17 protein-coding genes are annotated in these 13,462 nt (G+C 64.8%); 7 read left to right on the top strand and 10 right to left on the bottom strand.

Going from position 1 to position 13,462, the window contains the following annotated elements; all coding sequences use genetic code 11:
- Nucleotides 1-44: 44 nt before the first annotated feature.
- The 3 genes from J2X67_RS22170 to J2X67_RS22160 all read right to left on the bottom strand — a co-directional run bounded on the left by J2X67_RS22170 (nt 45) and on the right by J2X67_RS22160 (nt 2,635).
- Nucleotides 45-827: a 3-hydroxybutyrate dehydrogenase gene (locus J2X67_RS22170; RefSeq protein WP_309956533.1), complete on the bottom strand. Its 783-nt coding sequence runs from the start codon at nt 825-827 to the stop codon at nt 45-47.
- 88 nt (nt 828-915) lie between these two features.
- The gene (locus tag J2X67_RS22165) at nt 916-2,046 is read right to left on the bottom strand and encodes a patatin-like phospholipase family protein (protein ID WP_409050534.1); all 1,131 of its coding nucleotides are present in this window, start codon (nt 2,044-2,046) and stop codon (nt 916-918) included.
- A gap of 139 nt (nt 2,047-2,185) precedes the next feature.
- Entirely contained in the window at nt 2,186-2,635 is a 450-nt protein-coding gene (locus tag J2X67_RS22160; protein ID WP_309956530.1) for a CHRD domain-containing protein, read from the bottom strand.
- A 135-nt stretch (nt 2,636-2,770) separates the two neighbouring features.
- On the opposite strand from J2X67_RS22160, the gene J2X67_RS22155 reads away from it, so the two are divergent.
- Complete coding sequence (locus tag J2X67_RS22155; protein ID WP_309956528.1) at nt 2,771-3,322, top strand: DUF924 family protein; 552 nt, start codon at nt 2,771-2,773, stop codon at nt 3,320-3,322.
- Here J2X67_RS22155 and J2X67_RS22150 read toward each other — a convergent pair.
- On the bottom strand, nt 3,319-4,236 hold the full coding sequence (locus J2X67_RS22150; protein ID WP_309956525.1) for a YihY/virulence factor BrkB family protein: 918 nt from the start codon (nt 4,234-4,236) through the stop codon (nt 3,319-3,321). The two genes, J2X67_RS22155 and J2X67_RS22150, sit on opposite strands and share 4 nt — an antisense overlap.
- A gap of 81 nt (nt 4,237-4,317) precedes the next feature.
- Here J2X67_RS22150 and J2X67_RS22145 point away from each other — a divergent pair, with 81 nt between their 5' ends.
- Genes J2X67_RS22145 through J2X67_RS22135 form a run of 3 tightly spaced genes read left to right on the top strand, consistent with a single transcriptional unit; the run spans nt 4,318 to nt 6,501 of the window.
- The gene (locus J2X67_RS22145; protein ID WP_309956523.1) at nt 4,318-4,908 is read left to right on the top strand and encodes a chromate transporter; all 591 of its coding nucleotides are present in this window, start codon (nt 4,318-4,320) and stop codon (nt 4,906-4,908) included.
- Nucleotides 4,905-5,507: a chromate transporter gene (locus tag J2X67_RS22140; protein WP_309956521.1), complete on the top strand. Its 603-nt coding sequence runs from the start codon at nt 4,905-4,907 to the stop codon at nt 5,505-5,507. The genes J2X67_RS22145 and J2X67_RS22140 overlap by 4 nt, the downstream gene beginning before the upstream one ends.
- Before the next feature lie 34 nt (nt 5,508-5,541).
- On the top strand, nt 5,542-6,501 hold the full coding sequence (locus tag J2X67_RS22135; RefSeq protein ID WP_309956518.1) for an aldo/keto reductase: 960 nt from the start codon (nt 5,542-5,544) through the stop codon (nt 6,499-6,501).
- Here the strand turns inward: J2X67_RS22135 and J2X67_RS22130 are convergent.
- Entirely contained in the window at nt 6,498-7,019 is a 522-nt protein-coding gene (locus J2X67_RS22130; RefSeq protein WP_309956516.1) for an N-acetyltransferase family protein, read from the bottom strand. The genes J2X67_RS22135 and J2X67_RS22130 overlap by 4 nt on opposite strands.
- Before the next feature lie 183 nt (nt 7,020-7,202).
- Between J2X67_RS22130 and J2X67_RS22125 the strand changes: the two genes are divergently transcribed.
- On the top strand, nt 7,203-7,373 hold the full coding sequence (locus J2X67_RS22125) for a hypothetical protein (RefSeq protein WP_018902777.1): 171 nt from the start codon (nt 7,203-7,205) through the stop codon (nt 7,371-7,373).
- Between the two features lie 23 nt (nt 7,374-7,396).
- On the opposite strand, the gene J2X67_RS22120 is transcribed toward J2X67_RS22125, so the two are convergent.
- Together J2X67_RS22120 and J2X67_RS22115 are read right to left on the bottom strand one after the other, a co-directional pair.
- Complete coding sequence (locus J2X67_RS22120; protein ID WP_309956513.1) at nt 7,397-8,263, bottom strand: NmrA/HSCARG family protein; 867 nt, start codon at nt 8,261-8,263, stop codon at nt 7,397-7,399.
- 61 nt (nt 8,264-8,324) lie between these two features.
- Nucleotides 8,325-9,263, bottom strand: a complete 939-nt coding sequence (locus J2X67_RS22115) for an NADP-dependent oxidoreductase (protein WP_309956511.1) — start codon at nt 9,261-9,263, stop codon at nt 8,325-8,327.
- Between the two features lie 105 nt (nt 9,264-9,368).
- Between J2X67_RS22115 and J2X67_RS22110 the strand changes: the two genes are divergently transcribed.
- A complete protein-coding gene (locus J2X67_RS22110) occupies nt 9,369-10,244 on the top strand; it encodes a LysR substrate-binding domain-containing protein (protein WP_309956509.1) in 876 nt (291 codons plus the stop codon).
- Between the two features lie 22 nt (nt 10,245-10,266).
- Here J2X67_RS22110 and rlmB read toward each other — a convergent pair whose 3' ends face one another.
- From rlmB to J2X67_RS22095, 3 genes are read right to left on the bottom strand one after another with little or no spacing between them, the layout of a single operon-like run.
- Nucleotides 10,267-11,013: a 23S rRNA (guanosine(2251)-2'-O)-methyltransferase RlmB gene (rlmB, locus tag J2X67_RS22105; protein WP_309956507.1), complete on the bottom strand. Its 747-nt coding sequence runs from the start codon at nt 11,011-11,013 to the stop codon at nt 10,267-10,269.
- Nucleotides 11,014-11,057: 44 nt separating this feature from the next.
- A complete protein-coding gene (locus tag J2X67_RS22100; protein WP_309956506.1) occupies nt 11,058-12,038 on the bottom strand; it encodes a hypothetical protein in 981 nt (326 codons plus the stop codon).
- Nucleotides 12,035-12,757, bottom strand: a complete 723-nt coding sequence (locus J2X67_RS22095) for an ABC transporter ATP-binding protein (protein ID WP_126747300.1) — start codon at nt 12,755-12,757, stop codon at nt 12,035-12,037. Before J2X67_RS22095 ends, J2X67_RS22100 begins: the two co-directional genes overlap by 4 nt.
- On the opposite strand from J2X67_RS22095, the gene J2X67_RS22090 reads away from it, so the two are divergent.
- A complete protein-coding gene (locus J2X67_RS22090; RefSeq protein ID WP_309956503.1) occupies nt 12,756-13,427 on the top strand; it encodes an arylesterase in 672 nt (223 codons plus the stop codon). The genes J2X67_RS22095 and J2X67_RS22090 overlap by 2 nt on opposite strands.
- The last annotated feature ends 35 nt before the right edge of the window (nt 13,428-13,462 follow it).

Below are 13,462 nucleotides of genomic sequence, written 5' to 3'. Positions count from 1 at the left end.
TTAGGGTGAACCATCGTGCGCCGCGCGCCGCGGCGTCTTAGGGGTTACTGCATGAACCAGCCGTGGCTCACCACCAGCGATTGCCCCGTGAGCGCGTTGCTCGGAAAAGCCGCGAACATCAACGCCACCCGGGCCACGTCTTCGGTGGTGGTGAACTCGCCGTCGACCGTCTCCTTGAGCATCACGTTCTTGATGACTTGTTCTTCGGTAATGCCAAGCGTCTTCGCCTGTTCCGGAATCTGCTTTTCAACGAGCGGCGTGCGCACGAAGCCGGGGCAGATCACGTTGGCGCGCACGCCATGCCTGGCGCCTTCTTTAGCCACTGTCTTGGCCAGGCCGATGAGGCCGTGCTTGGCGGTAACGTAGGGCGCCTTCAGCAGCGATGCTTCCTTCGAGTGCACCGAGCCCATGTAGATCACGCTGCCGCCACGGCCTTGCGCGTACATGTGCTTGAGGCAGGCCTTGGTGGTGAGAAACGCACCGTCCAGGTGAATGGCGAGCATCTTCTTCCAGTCGGCAAAACTGAACTCCTCGACCGGATGGACGATCTGCACGCCGGCGTTGCTGATGAGAATGTCGATGCCGCCAAAGGCCTTGGCCGCTTCTTCGACCGACGCGTTGACTTGGTCTTCGCTGGTCACATCCACCGCCACGCCGATGGCCTGGGCGCCCGAGGCGTTCAATTCCTCGGCCGTCGCATCGGCGGCTTGCTTGTTGAGGTCGGCAATGACGACCTTGGCGCCTTCGCGCGCAAACAGAACGGCAATTTCCTTGCCGATACCGCTGGCCGAACCGGTGATGTAGGCGACCTTGTCCTTGAGTTGCATGGTGAACGTCCTTGAGGTTGAAGAAGAAAAGAAGCAGAGGAAAAAAGCTGCAAGATTCGGGCGAGCGCTCTGCTCGAGGCCTTTTGAATCAGCGCGACAACCCGGGCCGCTTGATTCGCCCTACACCGGGTTCGCCCAGGTCGAAGGTGGTCACGCCGTTTACCGTGGCGTCGCTGCGCAGCGTTTCAGGGTGCGCAAGCGTTCGCCGCATGTCGCGCGCGCCGGCTTCCCAATGCTCTTCGACGGCGGCGCGGGAGAACTCGTAGTCTTTCGATTCGGCCTCGTAGGGCTTGTCCCGGTAGATCAGGTGAAAGATGTCGATCGGGTGATGCGTGAGTTCGGCCTGCACCGCAAGCACCGAAGGATCGTTGCGCAGGTTTGCGGGCAGCTTGGAGATAAGGTCTGCAATGGCCTGCTGCAGGTTCAGGTTGGCTGCCAGCGCATCGGTGTTCATGCGGGTGCGGCTCGAGTAGGTGATGTCCTTCTGCCGCTCGAGCACACCCGAAAGCGTGCGCGGCATTTCGCCACGCGCATTGAAAAGATCGACCTGCAGCACCACCAGCGGCTCGGAGCGCGGATGAATGTCGAGCACGTATTGCAGCGGTGTGTTCGAGACGATGCCGCCGTCCCAGTAGTCGTCGCCGTCGATCGTTACCGGCGCAAAGCCGGGCGGTAGTGCGCCGCTGGCCATGATGTGCTCGGGGCCGATGCGCTGGCGCGTGTTGTCGAAGTACACCGAATTGCCGGTGCGCACGTCGACCGCGCCCACGCTGAAGCGCGCCTCGCAGGCGTTGATGCGGTCGAAGTCGACCAGGCGCTCCAGCGTGAGCTTGAGCGGCGCCGTGTCGTAGTAGCTTAGAAGCGGTGCCGCGGCGCCCATCAATAGCGCAGGCGAATAGCGCGGTTCGAAGAAACCCGGAATACCGACCAGCATTGCCATGGAAGCGCTCCACTGGTTCTGCGCGGCGCGGTCGCCCAGCCATGCCGGCAGGCGCTGCGCCGGCCCGGAAGACACCAGATGCCAGAACTCCCGCAGCCGCTCGACGCGCTTCTCGGGCGCGTTGCCCGCAATCAGTGCGGCGTTGATGGCGCCGATGGAAACGCCGGCAATCCAGTGCGGCTGCAGATCGGTTTCGCTGAGGGCGGCATACACGCCGGCCTGGTAGGCGCCGAGGGCGCCGCCGCCCTGCAGAACCAGCGCCTTGCGCGCATGGCGCATGTCTTCACGCGGGGCGGCAAAGGGGCTCTGGCTTTGGCCCTGGGTCTTCTTGCTTGCGTTGCGGGCTCTCTGGGGCTTCTTCGTCGTCATATGGCGTCATTTGACACCAGCCCCAAGACCGCAAGCTGACCACTGCTCCCTACATCTTGGGCAGCATCTGTCCCCGGATTTCGCCCGCCGGGTTGGCGGCGGTGTGGATGTTGGCGTACCACTTGCCCGCGACCAGGTCGGCTGCCTGTGCCGGCGTGAGCGTAGCCTGGCCTTCGATCGGGCTTTGGGCGCTGGCAAAAGGCAGCACCACGCCGGCGTTGGCGCCTGCAGCCGCGGGGCCGTGGAAGTGACCCGCCGTTGCCGGGCCGCTGAGGCCGCTGTAGGTGATCTTGTATTTCAGGACATTGGTGTCCCTGTTGAGCCAGGCCTCGGCCAGCCCGCTGCCGCGCGTCATGTTGGGCGGCACTTCGCTGGCGGCGTTCATGGTGCCGCTGAAGCTCGCGACATTCGACTTCGACATCATCCCGCAGCCCGCCAGCGCAGCGCTGGCCACCCCGGCAATGAGGGTTGCGCGCAAAAAGGTGCCATATCGGTTCATGAGCTTTATCTCCTGAGTTATGAAACCGCTACAGCATAGGCAGCGCGCGCGCATACCGGTGTCGGCCACCACCGCGACTTTTACAGCAGGCTTTCGGCCGCTACGCAGCACCGCAAGCTGAAAGAGAATGCGCCGATGATCCCTGCCAACCTTTCCACCGCCCGCGACGTGGTCGACTTCTGGCGCAATGCCGGGCCCGACCGATGGTTTGCCAAGAACGATGCCTTCGACGCCGAATTCGGCCAACGCTTTCTGGCCACGCATGAAGCCGCGGCCGTTGGGCAGCTCGACCATTGGGCCAACGATGCCGAAGGCGCGCTCGCCCTGATGGTGCTGCTCGACCAGTTTCCGCGCAACACCTGGCGCGGCAGCGCGCGCATGTTCGCCACGGATGCCAAGGCCCTTGCCATTGCCCGCCAGGCCATAGAGGCCGGGCTCGACCTGAAGGTGGACGAGGCATTGCGGCGCTTTTTCTACCTGCCCTTCATGCACTCCGAATCGCTGGCGGAGCAGGAGCGCTCGGTCGAGCTCAACGCCGCACTCGACGCCAACACGCAGCGCTTTGCGGTATTGCACCGGGACATCATTGCGCGCTTCGGCCGCTTTCCGCATCGCAACAAGCTGCTCGGGCGCACCAGCAGCACCGAGGAACAGCGCTATCTGGACGAAGGCGGATTTGCCGGCTAGCGCTGGGGCAGCGGCTCCGACCGCGTCGGCGACGGGTTTGCTTGCGCGGCGTCCTTCGCGTTCCTGAGGGAGCCGTAAGTCTTGGCATACACCCAGGTGAACTCGGCGCCCAGAAGAAAGATCTGCGCCGAGTAATACACCCACACCAGCACCACCACCAGCGAGCCCGCGGCGCCATAGCCCGAGGCAACGCTGCTCTTGCCGATGTACAGCCCGATGAGGTGCTTGCCAATGGTGAAGAGCAGCGCCGTGACCGCAGCTCCCACCCACACGTCGCGCCACTGCACTTTGGCGCGCGGCATGATCTTGTAGATCATGGCGAAGATCACCGTCACCATCGCAAAGCTGAAGACGAAGTTCACCACTTGCGCCAAGGTCGCCCAGGCTCCGAACACCGGCGACCACCACTTGCCCAGCGCGGCCAGCGCCGCGCTCGCCACCAGCGACACCATGAGCAGGAACCCGATGCCCATGATCATGCTGAACGACAGTAGCCGCACGCGCAGCAAGTTGAAGAGGCCCTTGTTCTTCGCGCGGGCCGGTGCGCGCCAGATCCGGTCGAGCGCGTCTTGCAGCTCGCCAAAGACGGTGGTCGCGCCGATCACCAGCAGGCCGATGCCCACCACGGTGGCCACGATGCCTTCGGCCGGCTTGTTGACCGCCTGCAGCATGCCCTGCACCGCGGCCGCGCCCTGCTCGCCCATGAGACCCGAAAGCTGCAGGAAGATCTCGCCTCGCGCCGCCTCCTGGCCGAACACCAGGCCGGCCACGGCAATCACGATCAGCAGCAGCGGCGCAATCGAAAACACCGTGTAGTAAGCCAGCGCGGCGCCCATGCTGGGCGCATAGTCGTTCGACCAGGAGGCTACGGCCTCCTTGCACAGATCTAAAAGCGCGCGCATTTGCATGACCATGGAGTGTCCCTTCGAGCGGCACAAGGGCATGTCAGCCCGGGGCCCGGCATGTTGCAGGTAGGCCTACGATAATCGCTGCACATGCATCCGTCCCCCTCAGGCGCGGCGGCGCCGTCCGCCCCTCCGCAACCGAAGTCGCCACGCGACCTTTTTGTTTCATTCACCTGGCTCGCGCTGCAGGGATTCGGTGGCGTGCTTGCAATCGTCCAGCGCGAAATGGTCGAAAAAAAACGCTGGCTCACGCCCGAGCAGTTCCTTGAAGACTGGGCCGTGGCCCAGGTGATGCCGGGGCCCAACGTGGTCAACCTTGCACTGATGATCGGCGACCGGTACTTCGGGCTCCGCGGCGCCATAGCCGCAGTGGCCGGCATGCTCGCGATACCGCTGGTCGTCATCCTCATGCTGGCCGTGCTCTACGCCCACTACGCCGGCAACCCGCAGGTGGCGGGTGCGTTGCGCGGAATGGGCGCGGTCTCGGGCGGACTCATTGCCGCCACCGGCATCAAGCTGATTCCGCAGCTGCGCAAGCATCCGCTGGGCTTTGCCGCCTGCCTGGTGTTCGTGGCGCTGGTGTTCGGCGCCATTGCGCTTCTCAAGATTCCTCTCGGCTGGGTGCTGCTTGCGGTAGGCGGCATGGCTTGCGCGTGGACGTGGCGGAGGATCGCACCATGAACCCGATCGTGATGCATTGGCACGACTGGCTTGCGCTCTTCGGCCAGTACCTGCTGCTTTCGCTGCTGTCGATCAGCGGCGCCATCACCACCGTGCCCGACATGCACCGCTACCTGGTTGCGCAGCACGGCTGGCTTACCGATGCGCAGTTCAGCTCGTCGGTTGCCATTGCACAGGCTGCGCCGGGCCCGAACGTGCTCTTTGTGGCACTCATGGGCTGGAACGTGGGGCTCAATGCGGGCGGCGGCACCGGCGCCGGGCCGGGCGCCTGGCTGCTCGGCTTGCTCGGGCTTTCGGTCACGATGGTCGGCATCATGCTGCCGAGCACCACCCTCACCTACCTTGCCACCCGCTGGGGCCACCGCAACCGCGACAAGCGCGGCGTGCGCGCCTTCAAGCAGGGCATGGCGCCGGTGGTGGTGGGTCTGCTGATTGCCACCGGCTGGGTGCTTGCGGCGGGCAACCATTCCGGCGACGCGCCGGCCTGGCACCTGTGGCTGCTGAGCGCGGTCGCTACGCTCGTCGTCTGGCGCACGCGCATTCACCTGCTGTGGCTGCTCGGCGCGGGTGCGCTGCTGGGTGCCGTGGGCTTCGTCTGATTTTTTCGTTCTCTCCCTCTCAGGAAACACACTCATGTCGCAACTGCGCTCACTGGGCCGCTCGGGCCTCCTGGTTTCACCGCTTGCCTTCGGTGGCAACGTGTTCGGCTGGACGGTGGACGAAGCCACCTCGTTCCGCCTTCTGGATGCCTGGCTCGATGCAGGCTTCAACTTCATCGACACGGCCGACGTGTATTCGAGCTGGGTGCCCGGCCACACCGGCGGCGAATCCGAAACCATCATCGGCAAATGGCTCAAGCAAAGCGGCAAGCGCAACCGCGTGGTGCTGGCCACCAAGGTCGGCAAGCCCATGGGCGAAGGCAAGGTGGGCCTTTCGCCTGCGTACATCCGCGAGGCTGTGGAAGCTTCGCTCAAGCGCCTGCAAACGGATTTCATCGACCTGTACCAGTCTCACGACGACGACACGGCCACGCCGCTGGAAGACTCGCTGGGCGCTTTCGACGAGCTCATCAAGGCCGGCAAGGTGCGCGCCATCGGCGCCTCCAACTACAGCGCGCCGCGGTTGGCCGAAGCGCTTGACGTGTCCGAGCGGCTGGGCATTGCGCGCTACGAAAGCCTGCAGCCGCTCTACAACCTGTACGACCGTGCGGTGTTCGAAGACGAGCTGGAGCCGCTGTGCATGAAGCGCGAAGTCGGCGTCATCAATTTCTATGCGCTGGCGGCCGGCTTCCTGACCGGAAAATACCGCACCGAAGCCGACGCCTCCAAGAGCGCACGCGGCGCCAACACCACCAAGAAGTACCTGAACCCGCGCGGGCTGCGCATTCTCGAAGCGCTGGACAAGGTCGCCCAGCAGTACAACGCCAAGCCGGGCCAGGTTGCAATTGCATGGCAGATCGCGCGGCCTTCGGTTACGGCGCCCATTGCCAGCGCAACTTCGATTGCCCAACTCGAAGAACTGGTCGTGGCCACACAGCTGAAGCTGGACGCCGGCACCATCCAGATGCTCGACCGGGCCAGCGAAGAAGCCTAGCCGTCGACCGGGTTCAGCGGGGTCGAAAGAATCCGCTGATAGAAGGCCACGTCGAGCCAGCGGCCAAACTTGAATCCGGCCTGCCGCACGGTGCCGGCATGTTCGAAGCCCAGCCGTTGGTGCAGGCCGATGCTGCCGGCATTTGCGGCATCGATGGCGCCCACCATCACATGCACGTCGCGAGCCGCCGCCTCGTCGATGATCGCCTCCAGGAGCGTGCGGCCGAGGCCGGCGCCACGGTGCCCGGCCTCTACGTACACCGAGTGCTCCACCGTGTACTTGTAAGCCGGAAAGGCGCGAAACGCACCGTAGCTCGCAAAACCCAGCAGCTTTCCGTTCTCGTCTTCAGCGCCGATTACCGGAAAGCCGTTGGCGCGCTTGGTGGCAAACCACGCCACCATGCTCTCGGGCGTGCGCGGCTTGTAGTCGTACAGCGCGGTCGAGTTGACGATGGCTTCGTTGAGGATGGCGAGAATCGCGCCCGCGTGGGCTTCTTCGGTGCAGGGGATCAGGCGCATGTTTTTTTCCTTTCAGGCGAAAGCCGAGTGTTGAACAGTCTGCCCCATATAGGCGTGCGATTGCCTCACGCGCCAGGCAGGGAGTAGTAGGCAAGTTCCCACATCGACTGGCGACGAAGGCTTGGGCTGCCCTGGCCGACGGTCGGGATACTGCGAGGCATCACAGTTTCGGGGGAAACAAGCATGTCCTTTGTGCTCTACATGATCGGTTTTCTGATTTTCCTGGCCGGCCTCGCCTGGGGCGCTTCGGTTGCTGGCGTGCCCACGCTGTACATCGGCATTGGCGCGCTGATCATCCTGGGCATCGGCATTTTCAGCGCCGTGGGACGCACGCGCAGCAAAGACCCGTCTTGACCGAATAGCCCTGCGGCCGATCTTCAAGATGCGGCAACGGCTTCCTTGACGAAGTCGGCATACGTGCGCAAGGGACGGCCGAGAACGGCCTGCAGGCGATCCGCCGCACCCTCCGCGCGCATGCCGAACTTCTGGATACCGGCCATCATCAGGCGCATGTCGTAGGCAAGCCAGGCCGGCCCGAGCGCGGCCATTTGCCCTTCGAACGCGGCCACGTCATCCCCGCCGTAAGCTACCGTGCGACCGAGTGCGGCGCTCCATATTCCGGCCACCGATTCTCCTGTCAGCAACTCTGGCCCAACCAGTTCCAGCGTTGTGTGCGGCAATGGCGCGGGCGCGCGATCGCGGCGCAGCAATTCGGCCACTGCCGCGTCGGCGATGTCTCGCGCATCGATCATCGCCACGCCCGCCGAGCCGATCGGCATCGGGTACACGCCGTAGCCCTGGATCACCTGCTGGACCATGCGTTCGTTCTGCATGAAGTAGGCCGGACGCAGGATGGTCGTCGGAATGCCCAGGCTTTCGATCATTCGCTCGACCGTGTGCTTGCCGGTGAAGTGCGGCACGTTGGTGAACTTGTCTGCATGAATGACCGACAGGTAGACGATGCGCTCGATGCCAGCCTCGCGCGCCAGGTTCAGCGCAACCAGGGCTTGCGTCACTTCGTCAGGCGTCACGGCGTTCAGCAGAAACAGCGTGCGCACGGACGACAATGCCGCGCGCACTGAAGGCACGTCGGTCAGGTCGCCGACGACTTCCTCGACGCCGGTTGGAAAGCTTTGCTTGCCGGGTGTGCGAACGAACGCGCTGACTTCGGCGCCGGCATTGGCCAGGCCTTGGACGACGAGGGAACCGATGGTGCCGGTGGCACCTGTGACGAGGATGCTCATGAAAATCTCCAGGGTGGTTGAGTGAAAGAATTGAGCTGAATGAACAAGGCGAAGGCGTCGATCAACGCGAGAAGTCCGCGACGACCTTGCCGATGCGAGGGGCGGTGCGGTTGCCTTCAATGGCCGCGGGAATGTCGTCGAAGCCCACGGCTTCGCCTACCGTCGAGACCAGCGTGCCTTGCGCGACCTCGGCCGCGAGGCGTTCCAGCAAGGCGGCATCCGGTTTGTTCATGAACCACAGTCCACGGCGGCCGGAAGGCGTGCGTGCAAGGATGTCGGGCGAGGTCGTGCCGACAATGGCGCCGTTCTTTGCCAGCACCTGCCATGAGCGATCGAGCACTTCGCCGCCGACGTAGTCGAGCACCAGGTCGATGCCCTCGGCGACCGATTCGAAGCGCTCGCTCAGGTAGTCGATGACGTGGTCTGCGCCCAGGCTGCGCACGTAGTCGACGTGCGCCGTAGAGGCAGTTGCGAAGACTTCGGCACCAGCCTGCCTGGCGTACTGCACGGCATAGCCGCCCAAGCCTCCCGCCGCACCGTGGATCAGGATTCGCTGGCCTGCGGCAATCGGGCCCGCGTGGTGCAAGCTTTGCCAGGCGGCAACGGCAGCCACGGGAATGGCGGCTGCATGTACGTCGTCCAGGTCTGGCGGCGTGCGCACCAGGTTCGCTTCGTCGACCGCGACGAAATCGGCATAGGCACCCAGGCCGCCGAGCGGTCCCATGACGCGATCGCCAATGTGAAAGCGCGAGGCGCCGGCGCCGACTTCCTCGACGACACCCGCCAGTTCGATGCCCAGCACGGCAGGCAGCTGAAGCGGAAAGGCCTCGCGGACAAAGCCTTCTCGAACCTTCCAGTCGAGGCCGTTCACGCCAGCAGCCCGAAGGCGGACCAGAACCTGGCCCGGGGCGGCTGTGGGCCTTGCGATCTGGGCGATCTCGGCGGCGTCTGCACCGCCATAAGCACGAATCAGCACGGCACGTTGAGTGGTAGCGGTCATTTCAATTTCCTTGTATCGAAGTTGCGATAGGGAGAAGATAGGCCGTTGCACCATCAAAACGAAGATGCAAAAATGTAGACACCTCGTTTCAAATACGGAACACTCATGGATCTGAACGCATTGAGCGACTTCGCGCTGGTCGCGGCAAATGGAGGCCTCGGAAAGGCAAGCCGCGCCAGCGGAAGATCCAAGGCGACGCTGTCCCGCCGCATCGCCGACCTGGAAGAGCAGCTCGGCGTGCGGCTCATCGAGCGCAGCGCACGTGGGCTCAAGCTCACCGAAGCCGGGCAGCTGCTGATGGATCGCACCGAAGCGCCGATGCACGAAGTGGCCGACGCCATGACCTCCGCTCGCGAGGGCTTGTCCGTACCGCGCGGGCGCCTGCGCATTGCGTCGCCGGTGCTGTTCTCCCAACTTGCAATGGGCCGGATCTGTGCCGAGTTCTGCGCCGTTTACCCAGAGGTCGCGTGCGAGGTGGTGGCTGACGACCGGATGGTCGATCTGGTCGAAGAGCAGTTCGACGCCGCGATCCGGATCAACCCGAGCCCGGACAGCAGCCTGGTGGGCCGGTGCTTCGCCAGGGATCGGCTGGTGGTTGTGGCCGCGCCCTCGGTGCCCATGCCAGCGCCGGGCAAGGCGAGCCCCGTTCCAGGCATCGTTTCAACCAACTATCAGGCCGGAAATTGGACGCTCGACGATGGGCGGCTTGTGCTGGAGCCGGTTCCAAGGCTCAGGCTTTCTTCGTTCCTGATGATTCGCGATGCAGCGGTTGCCGGTGCCGGCGCCGCCCTGATGCCGCAGTCGATCGCGTGGGCCCAGTTGACGCGCGGCGAACTGGTTCAGTGGGGCACGGTCTCGGGCGCGGAGCCCGCGCTGTGGGTCCTGCATACATCGCGGCGACTGCCCGCGCCGAAGGTTCGGGCGTTCGTCGAATTCATGTGCGCGCGATATCCGCAGGGCTCCCTCGTACTGAACGGCTAAAAGACCATTCGACGGTCCGGCTTCAGGCGCTGCGCTGGCGCATTGCCTCGTATAGGCACACGCCGCTAGCCACCGAGACGTTCAGGCTTTCGACCGCGCCGGCCATCGGAATGCTCACCAGCTCGTCGCACGTCTTGCGGGTGAGCTGGCGCATGCCCTCGCCTTCGGCGCCAAGCACAAGCGCCAGCGGCCGCTTGAAGTCGCTCTGGTAGATGGTGCCGGGCGCATCGTCGCTCGTGCCAACGCACCAGATGTTGCGTTCCTTCAGTTCGTTCAGCGTGCGCGCAAGGTTGGTCACCATGAAGTACGGAACGGTTTCGGCGGCGCCGCTGGCCACCTTGGCAACGGTGGCGTTGATGCCGGCCGCATGGTCCTTGGGTGCGATGACCGCGTGCGCGCCTGCGCCGTCGGCCACCCGCAGGCAGGCGCCGAGGTTATGGGGGTCGGTCACGCCGTCGAGCACCAGCAAAAGGGGCACAGTGCCGGCTTCTTCGAGGCCCTCCAGCAGTTCGTCGAGGGAGCGGACCTGTGCAACGGGTTCTACGCGCGCCACAACGCCTTGGTGGCCATGGCTGCCGCTGAGCTTGGCAAGGCGCAGCCCATCGGCCTCGACGAGCCGAACGCCGGCTTCCTGCGCGCGGGCAATGAACTGTTTCATGCGCGCATCACGCCGGCTGGCGTCGAACATCACTTCGAGCACCGATTTCGGCGCGGTCTTGATGCGCACGCCCACGGCATGAAAGCCGAAGATCACTTTGGGAGAAGACATCCCCCGATTATCGAGGGCTGCGCGCCTGCTCTTTCAGGCAATCTTCAGGCGATCGGCAATCCGCTGTGCGCCCGGGTTTTCTCGTCGTGCAGTTCCTGCACGGCGAGCGCGTTCGGATGCACGCTCGCGCTGTTGCCGGCGCTCTCCAGGTACTGGCAGGCGGAATGGCTCTCGGCGGCCCCTTCATAGCGCGCGATCCAGGCATCGCGCACCGGCAGCTTTTCGGGCGAAACGGGCCAGACGCCCGGTTGCGGGCGCATGTGCTCACCGATGCCGATGCGCCAGGGCTTGGCGCTCAGGCGGGCGCGAAAGCAGTTCTGGTTGCGGCACATGCGCGCGTAGGTCTTGTCGGCGCCAAGCGCTTCGAAGCATTCGGCCACGGCCTGGTCGGAGGGGCTGAAAACGTCGTGCATCGCCAGCACCCGAAAGCCTGCCGGCGTGCGGTAAAGGCGCAGGTGCCAGTCGGGGTGCTGTTGAACGAAGCGCCCGATGCGCTCGGCCGCGCGCTTTTCAGGCGCGGGGTTGCCGCTGGCCTCGCCCCGCTTCCTGGCCAAGCCAATACGGTAGGCGACGATGAAGACCACGACGGCGGCAATCAGCCCGCCCAGCCAGGTCTTGGCGGTCCACCCGCCGACAATGCCCGCGATGAGCGCGGGCGCCAAAGCAAAACCCACCACGCTGCCGCGCAACGGTTCGTCGAAGTCGATGTCGACGAAAAGCACGTCAGGCGTATTGAGACAGCGCGCGCCGTAGCTGTTGCGCGTGATGATGGTGTCGCCCTGCCGCTCGACAATTTCTTCGCGAATGGGCACGCCCCTGGCGCCGTTGTAGGCCTGCTTGCGCTCGCGGCGATTGAGTTCTTCACCGGCGGCGATGCGGTCGAACGCCTCTCGCGTGCGCTGGTCGGCGTGCATTTGCGCTGCAATCGGGCTGTCGTCCGACCAGCCGTAGCGCCGCACGGTGATCTGCTTGCCGGCCACCCGCTCCTGAATTCGGCCTTCGGCCCAGAACTGGGGAACGATCATGCCTCGAGCGAGGCCACGAGCACAGGCTTGGACTCATTGAGCGCCATGCGTCCGGCTTCAATGGTGATGCGGCGCTCGCACTGGGCCGCTATGCCGCGGTCGTGTGTGACGAGCACGAGCGTGGTGCCCAGCTCGCGGTTCAGGTCGAACATCAGCCGCATGACCTGTTCGCCGGTCGCAAAATCGAGGCTGCCCGTGGGCTCGTCGGCCAGCAGCAGGGCCGGCTGCACCACGAAAGCCCGGGCCAGCGCCACGCGCTGTTGTTCGCCGCCCGAAAGCACCTTGGGATAGTGGCCGAGGCGCTGCCCGAGCCCCACGCGCCCGAGCATCTCGGTGGCGGCCTTGCGCGCGTCCTTGCGGCCGGCCAGTTCCAGCGGAAGCATCACGTTTTCGAGTGCGCTCAGGTTGCCGAGCAACTGGAAGCTCTGGAACACGAAACCCACTCGCTGGGCCCGGAGGGCGGCGCGCGCGTCCTCGTCGATGGCAAAGATGTCGTCGCCCGCGAGCTTGACCGTGCCGCGCGTGGGGGTGTCCAGCCCGGCAATGATCGACAGCAAGGTGCTCTTGCCGGAGCCCGAAGCCCCGACGATGGCAGCGGTTTCCCGCGCGCCCAGGGTGAAATCGATGTCCTGCAGAATGTCCAGCGTACCGGTCGAGTCTGTTACGGACTTGAACACGTGCTCGACGGCGACAATGGCTTCAGACGGGAGTTGGGACATGGAAAGGCTTTTCGTTTTGAATCGACGTGACTTTATCTTGACCGCCGCCGCGTCCGGAATTGCAGGGACATCGGCACTGGCGCAGGCCCAGCCTGCAGCGGCTCGCAAACCGGTCATTCTGGTGCTTGGCGATTCGCTCAGCGCCGAATACGGCCTCAAGCGCGGCGAAGGCTGGGTGCCCCTGCTCGAGAAGCGCCTAGCGGAGCAAAAGATCGCGGCCACGGTGGTCAACGCCAGCATCAGCGGCGACACCAGCTCGGGTGGGCGAGCCCGCTTTGCATCGCTGCTGGCGCAGCACAAGCCCAGCCACGTGGTGGTTGAGCTGGGCGCCAATGACGCCCTGCGAGGCCTGCCACTTCAGAACACCGAGGAAAACCTGCTGCAGATCACCAAGTCAGCCCAGGCGGCCGGCGCCAAGGTGCTGATCGTGGGCATCCAGGTGCCGCCCAACTACGGCGGGGACTACACGCGCCGCTTCGAGGCGGTATTCGGCAAGGTGGCCAGCACGACCAAGGCAGCACTGGTGCCCTTTCTTCTGAAGGGCGTTGCCGACGCACCCGATGCGCTTGCGCTGTTTCAGGCAGACCGCATTCATCCTACGGCCGCGGCGCAGCCCCAGCTGCTCGACAACGTGTGGCCTGAACTGCGCAAGCTGCTTGCCGCAAAGTAGGCTTGGCACAAACACAAAAAAAGCCGCTGCGAGCT

This window comes from Variovorax sp. 3319 (assembly GCF_031456585.1).
GTDB lineage: Bacteria > Pseudomonadota > Gammaproteobacteria > Burkholderiales > Burkholderiaceae_C > Variovorax > Variovorax paradoxus_P.
This window is presented reverse-complemented; position numbering and strand designations above follow the sequence as displayed.

Bases quoted from the DNA above. Each gene is read 5' to 3' on its own strand.
- J2X67_RS22170 (WP_309956533.1), bottom strand. From the start codon at position 827: ATGCAACTCAAGGACAAGGTCGCCTACATCACCGGTTCGGCCAGCGGT.
- J2X67_RS22165 (WP_409050534.1), bottom strand. From the start codon at position 2,046: ATGCGCCATGCGCGCAAGGCGCTGGTTCTGCAGGGCGGCGGCGCCCTC.
- J2X67_RS22160 (WP_309956530.1), bottom strand. From the start codon at position 2,635: ATGAACCGATATGGCACCTTTTTGCGCGCAACCCTCATTGCCGGGGTG.
- J2X67_RS22155 (WP_309956528.1), top strand. From the start codon at position 2,771: ATGATCCCTGCCAACCTTTCCACCGCCCGCGACGTGGTCGACTTCTGG.
- J2X67_RS22150 (WP_309956525.1), bottom strand. From the start codon at position 4,236: ATGGTCATGCAAATGCGCGCGCTTTTAGATCTGTGCAAGGAGGCCGTA.
- J2X67_RS22145 (WP_309956523.1), top strand. From the start codon at position 4,318: ATGCATCCGTCCCCCTCAGGCGCGGCGGCGCCGTCCGCCCCTCCGCAA.
- J2X67_RS22140 (WP_309956521.1), top strand. From the start codon at position 4,905: ATGAACCCGATCGTGATGCATTGGCACGACTGGCTTGCGCTCTTCGGC.
- J2X67_RS22135 (WP_309956518.1), top strand. From the start codon at position 5,542: ATGTCGCAACTGCGCTCACTGGGCCGCTCGGGCCTCCTGGTTTCACCG.
- J2X67_RS22130 (WP_309956516.1), bottom strand. From the start codon at position 7,019: ATGCGCCTGATCCCCTGCACCGAAGAAGCCCACGCGGGCGCGATTCTC.
- J2X67_RS22125 (WP_018902777.1), top strand. From the start codon at position 7,203: ATGTCCTTTGTGCTCTACATGATCGGTTTTCTGATTTTCCTGGCCGGC.
- J2X67_RS22120 (WP_309956513.1), bottom strand. From the start codon at position 8,263: ATGAGCATCCTCGTCACAGGTGCCACCGGCACCATCGGTTCCCTCGTC.
- J2X67_RS22115 (WP_309956511.1), bottom strand. From the start codon at position 9,263: ATGACCGCTACCACTCAACGTGCCGTGCTGATTCGTGCTTATGGCGGT.
- J2X67_RS22110 (WP_309956509.1), top strand. From the start codon at position 9,369: ATGGATCTGAACGCATTGAGCGACTTCGCGCTGGTCGCGGCAAATGGA.
- rlmB (WP_309956507.1), bottom strand. From the start codon at position 11,013: ATGTCTTCTCCCAAAGTGATCTTCGGCTTTCATGCCGTGGGCGTGCGC.
- J2X67_RS22100 (WP_309956506.1), bottom strand. From the start codon at position 12,038: ATGATCGTTCCCCAGTTCTGGGCCGAAGGCCGAATTCAGGAGCGGGTG.
- J2X67_RS22090 (WP_309956503.1), top strand. From the start codon at position 12,756: ATGGAAAGGCTTTTCGTTTTGAATCGACGTGACTTTATCTTGACCGCC.
- J2X67_RS22095 (WP_126747300.1), bottom strand. From the start codon at position 12,757: ATGTCCCAACTCCCGTCTGAAGCCATTGTCGCCGTCGAGCACGTGTTC.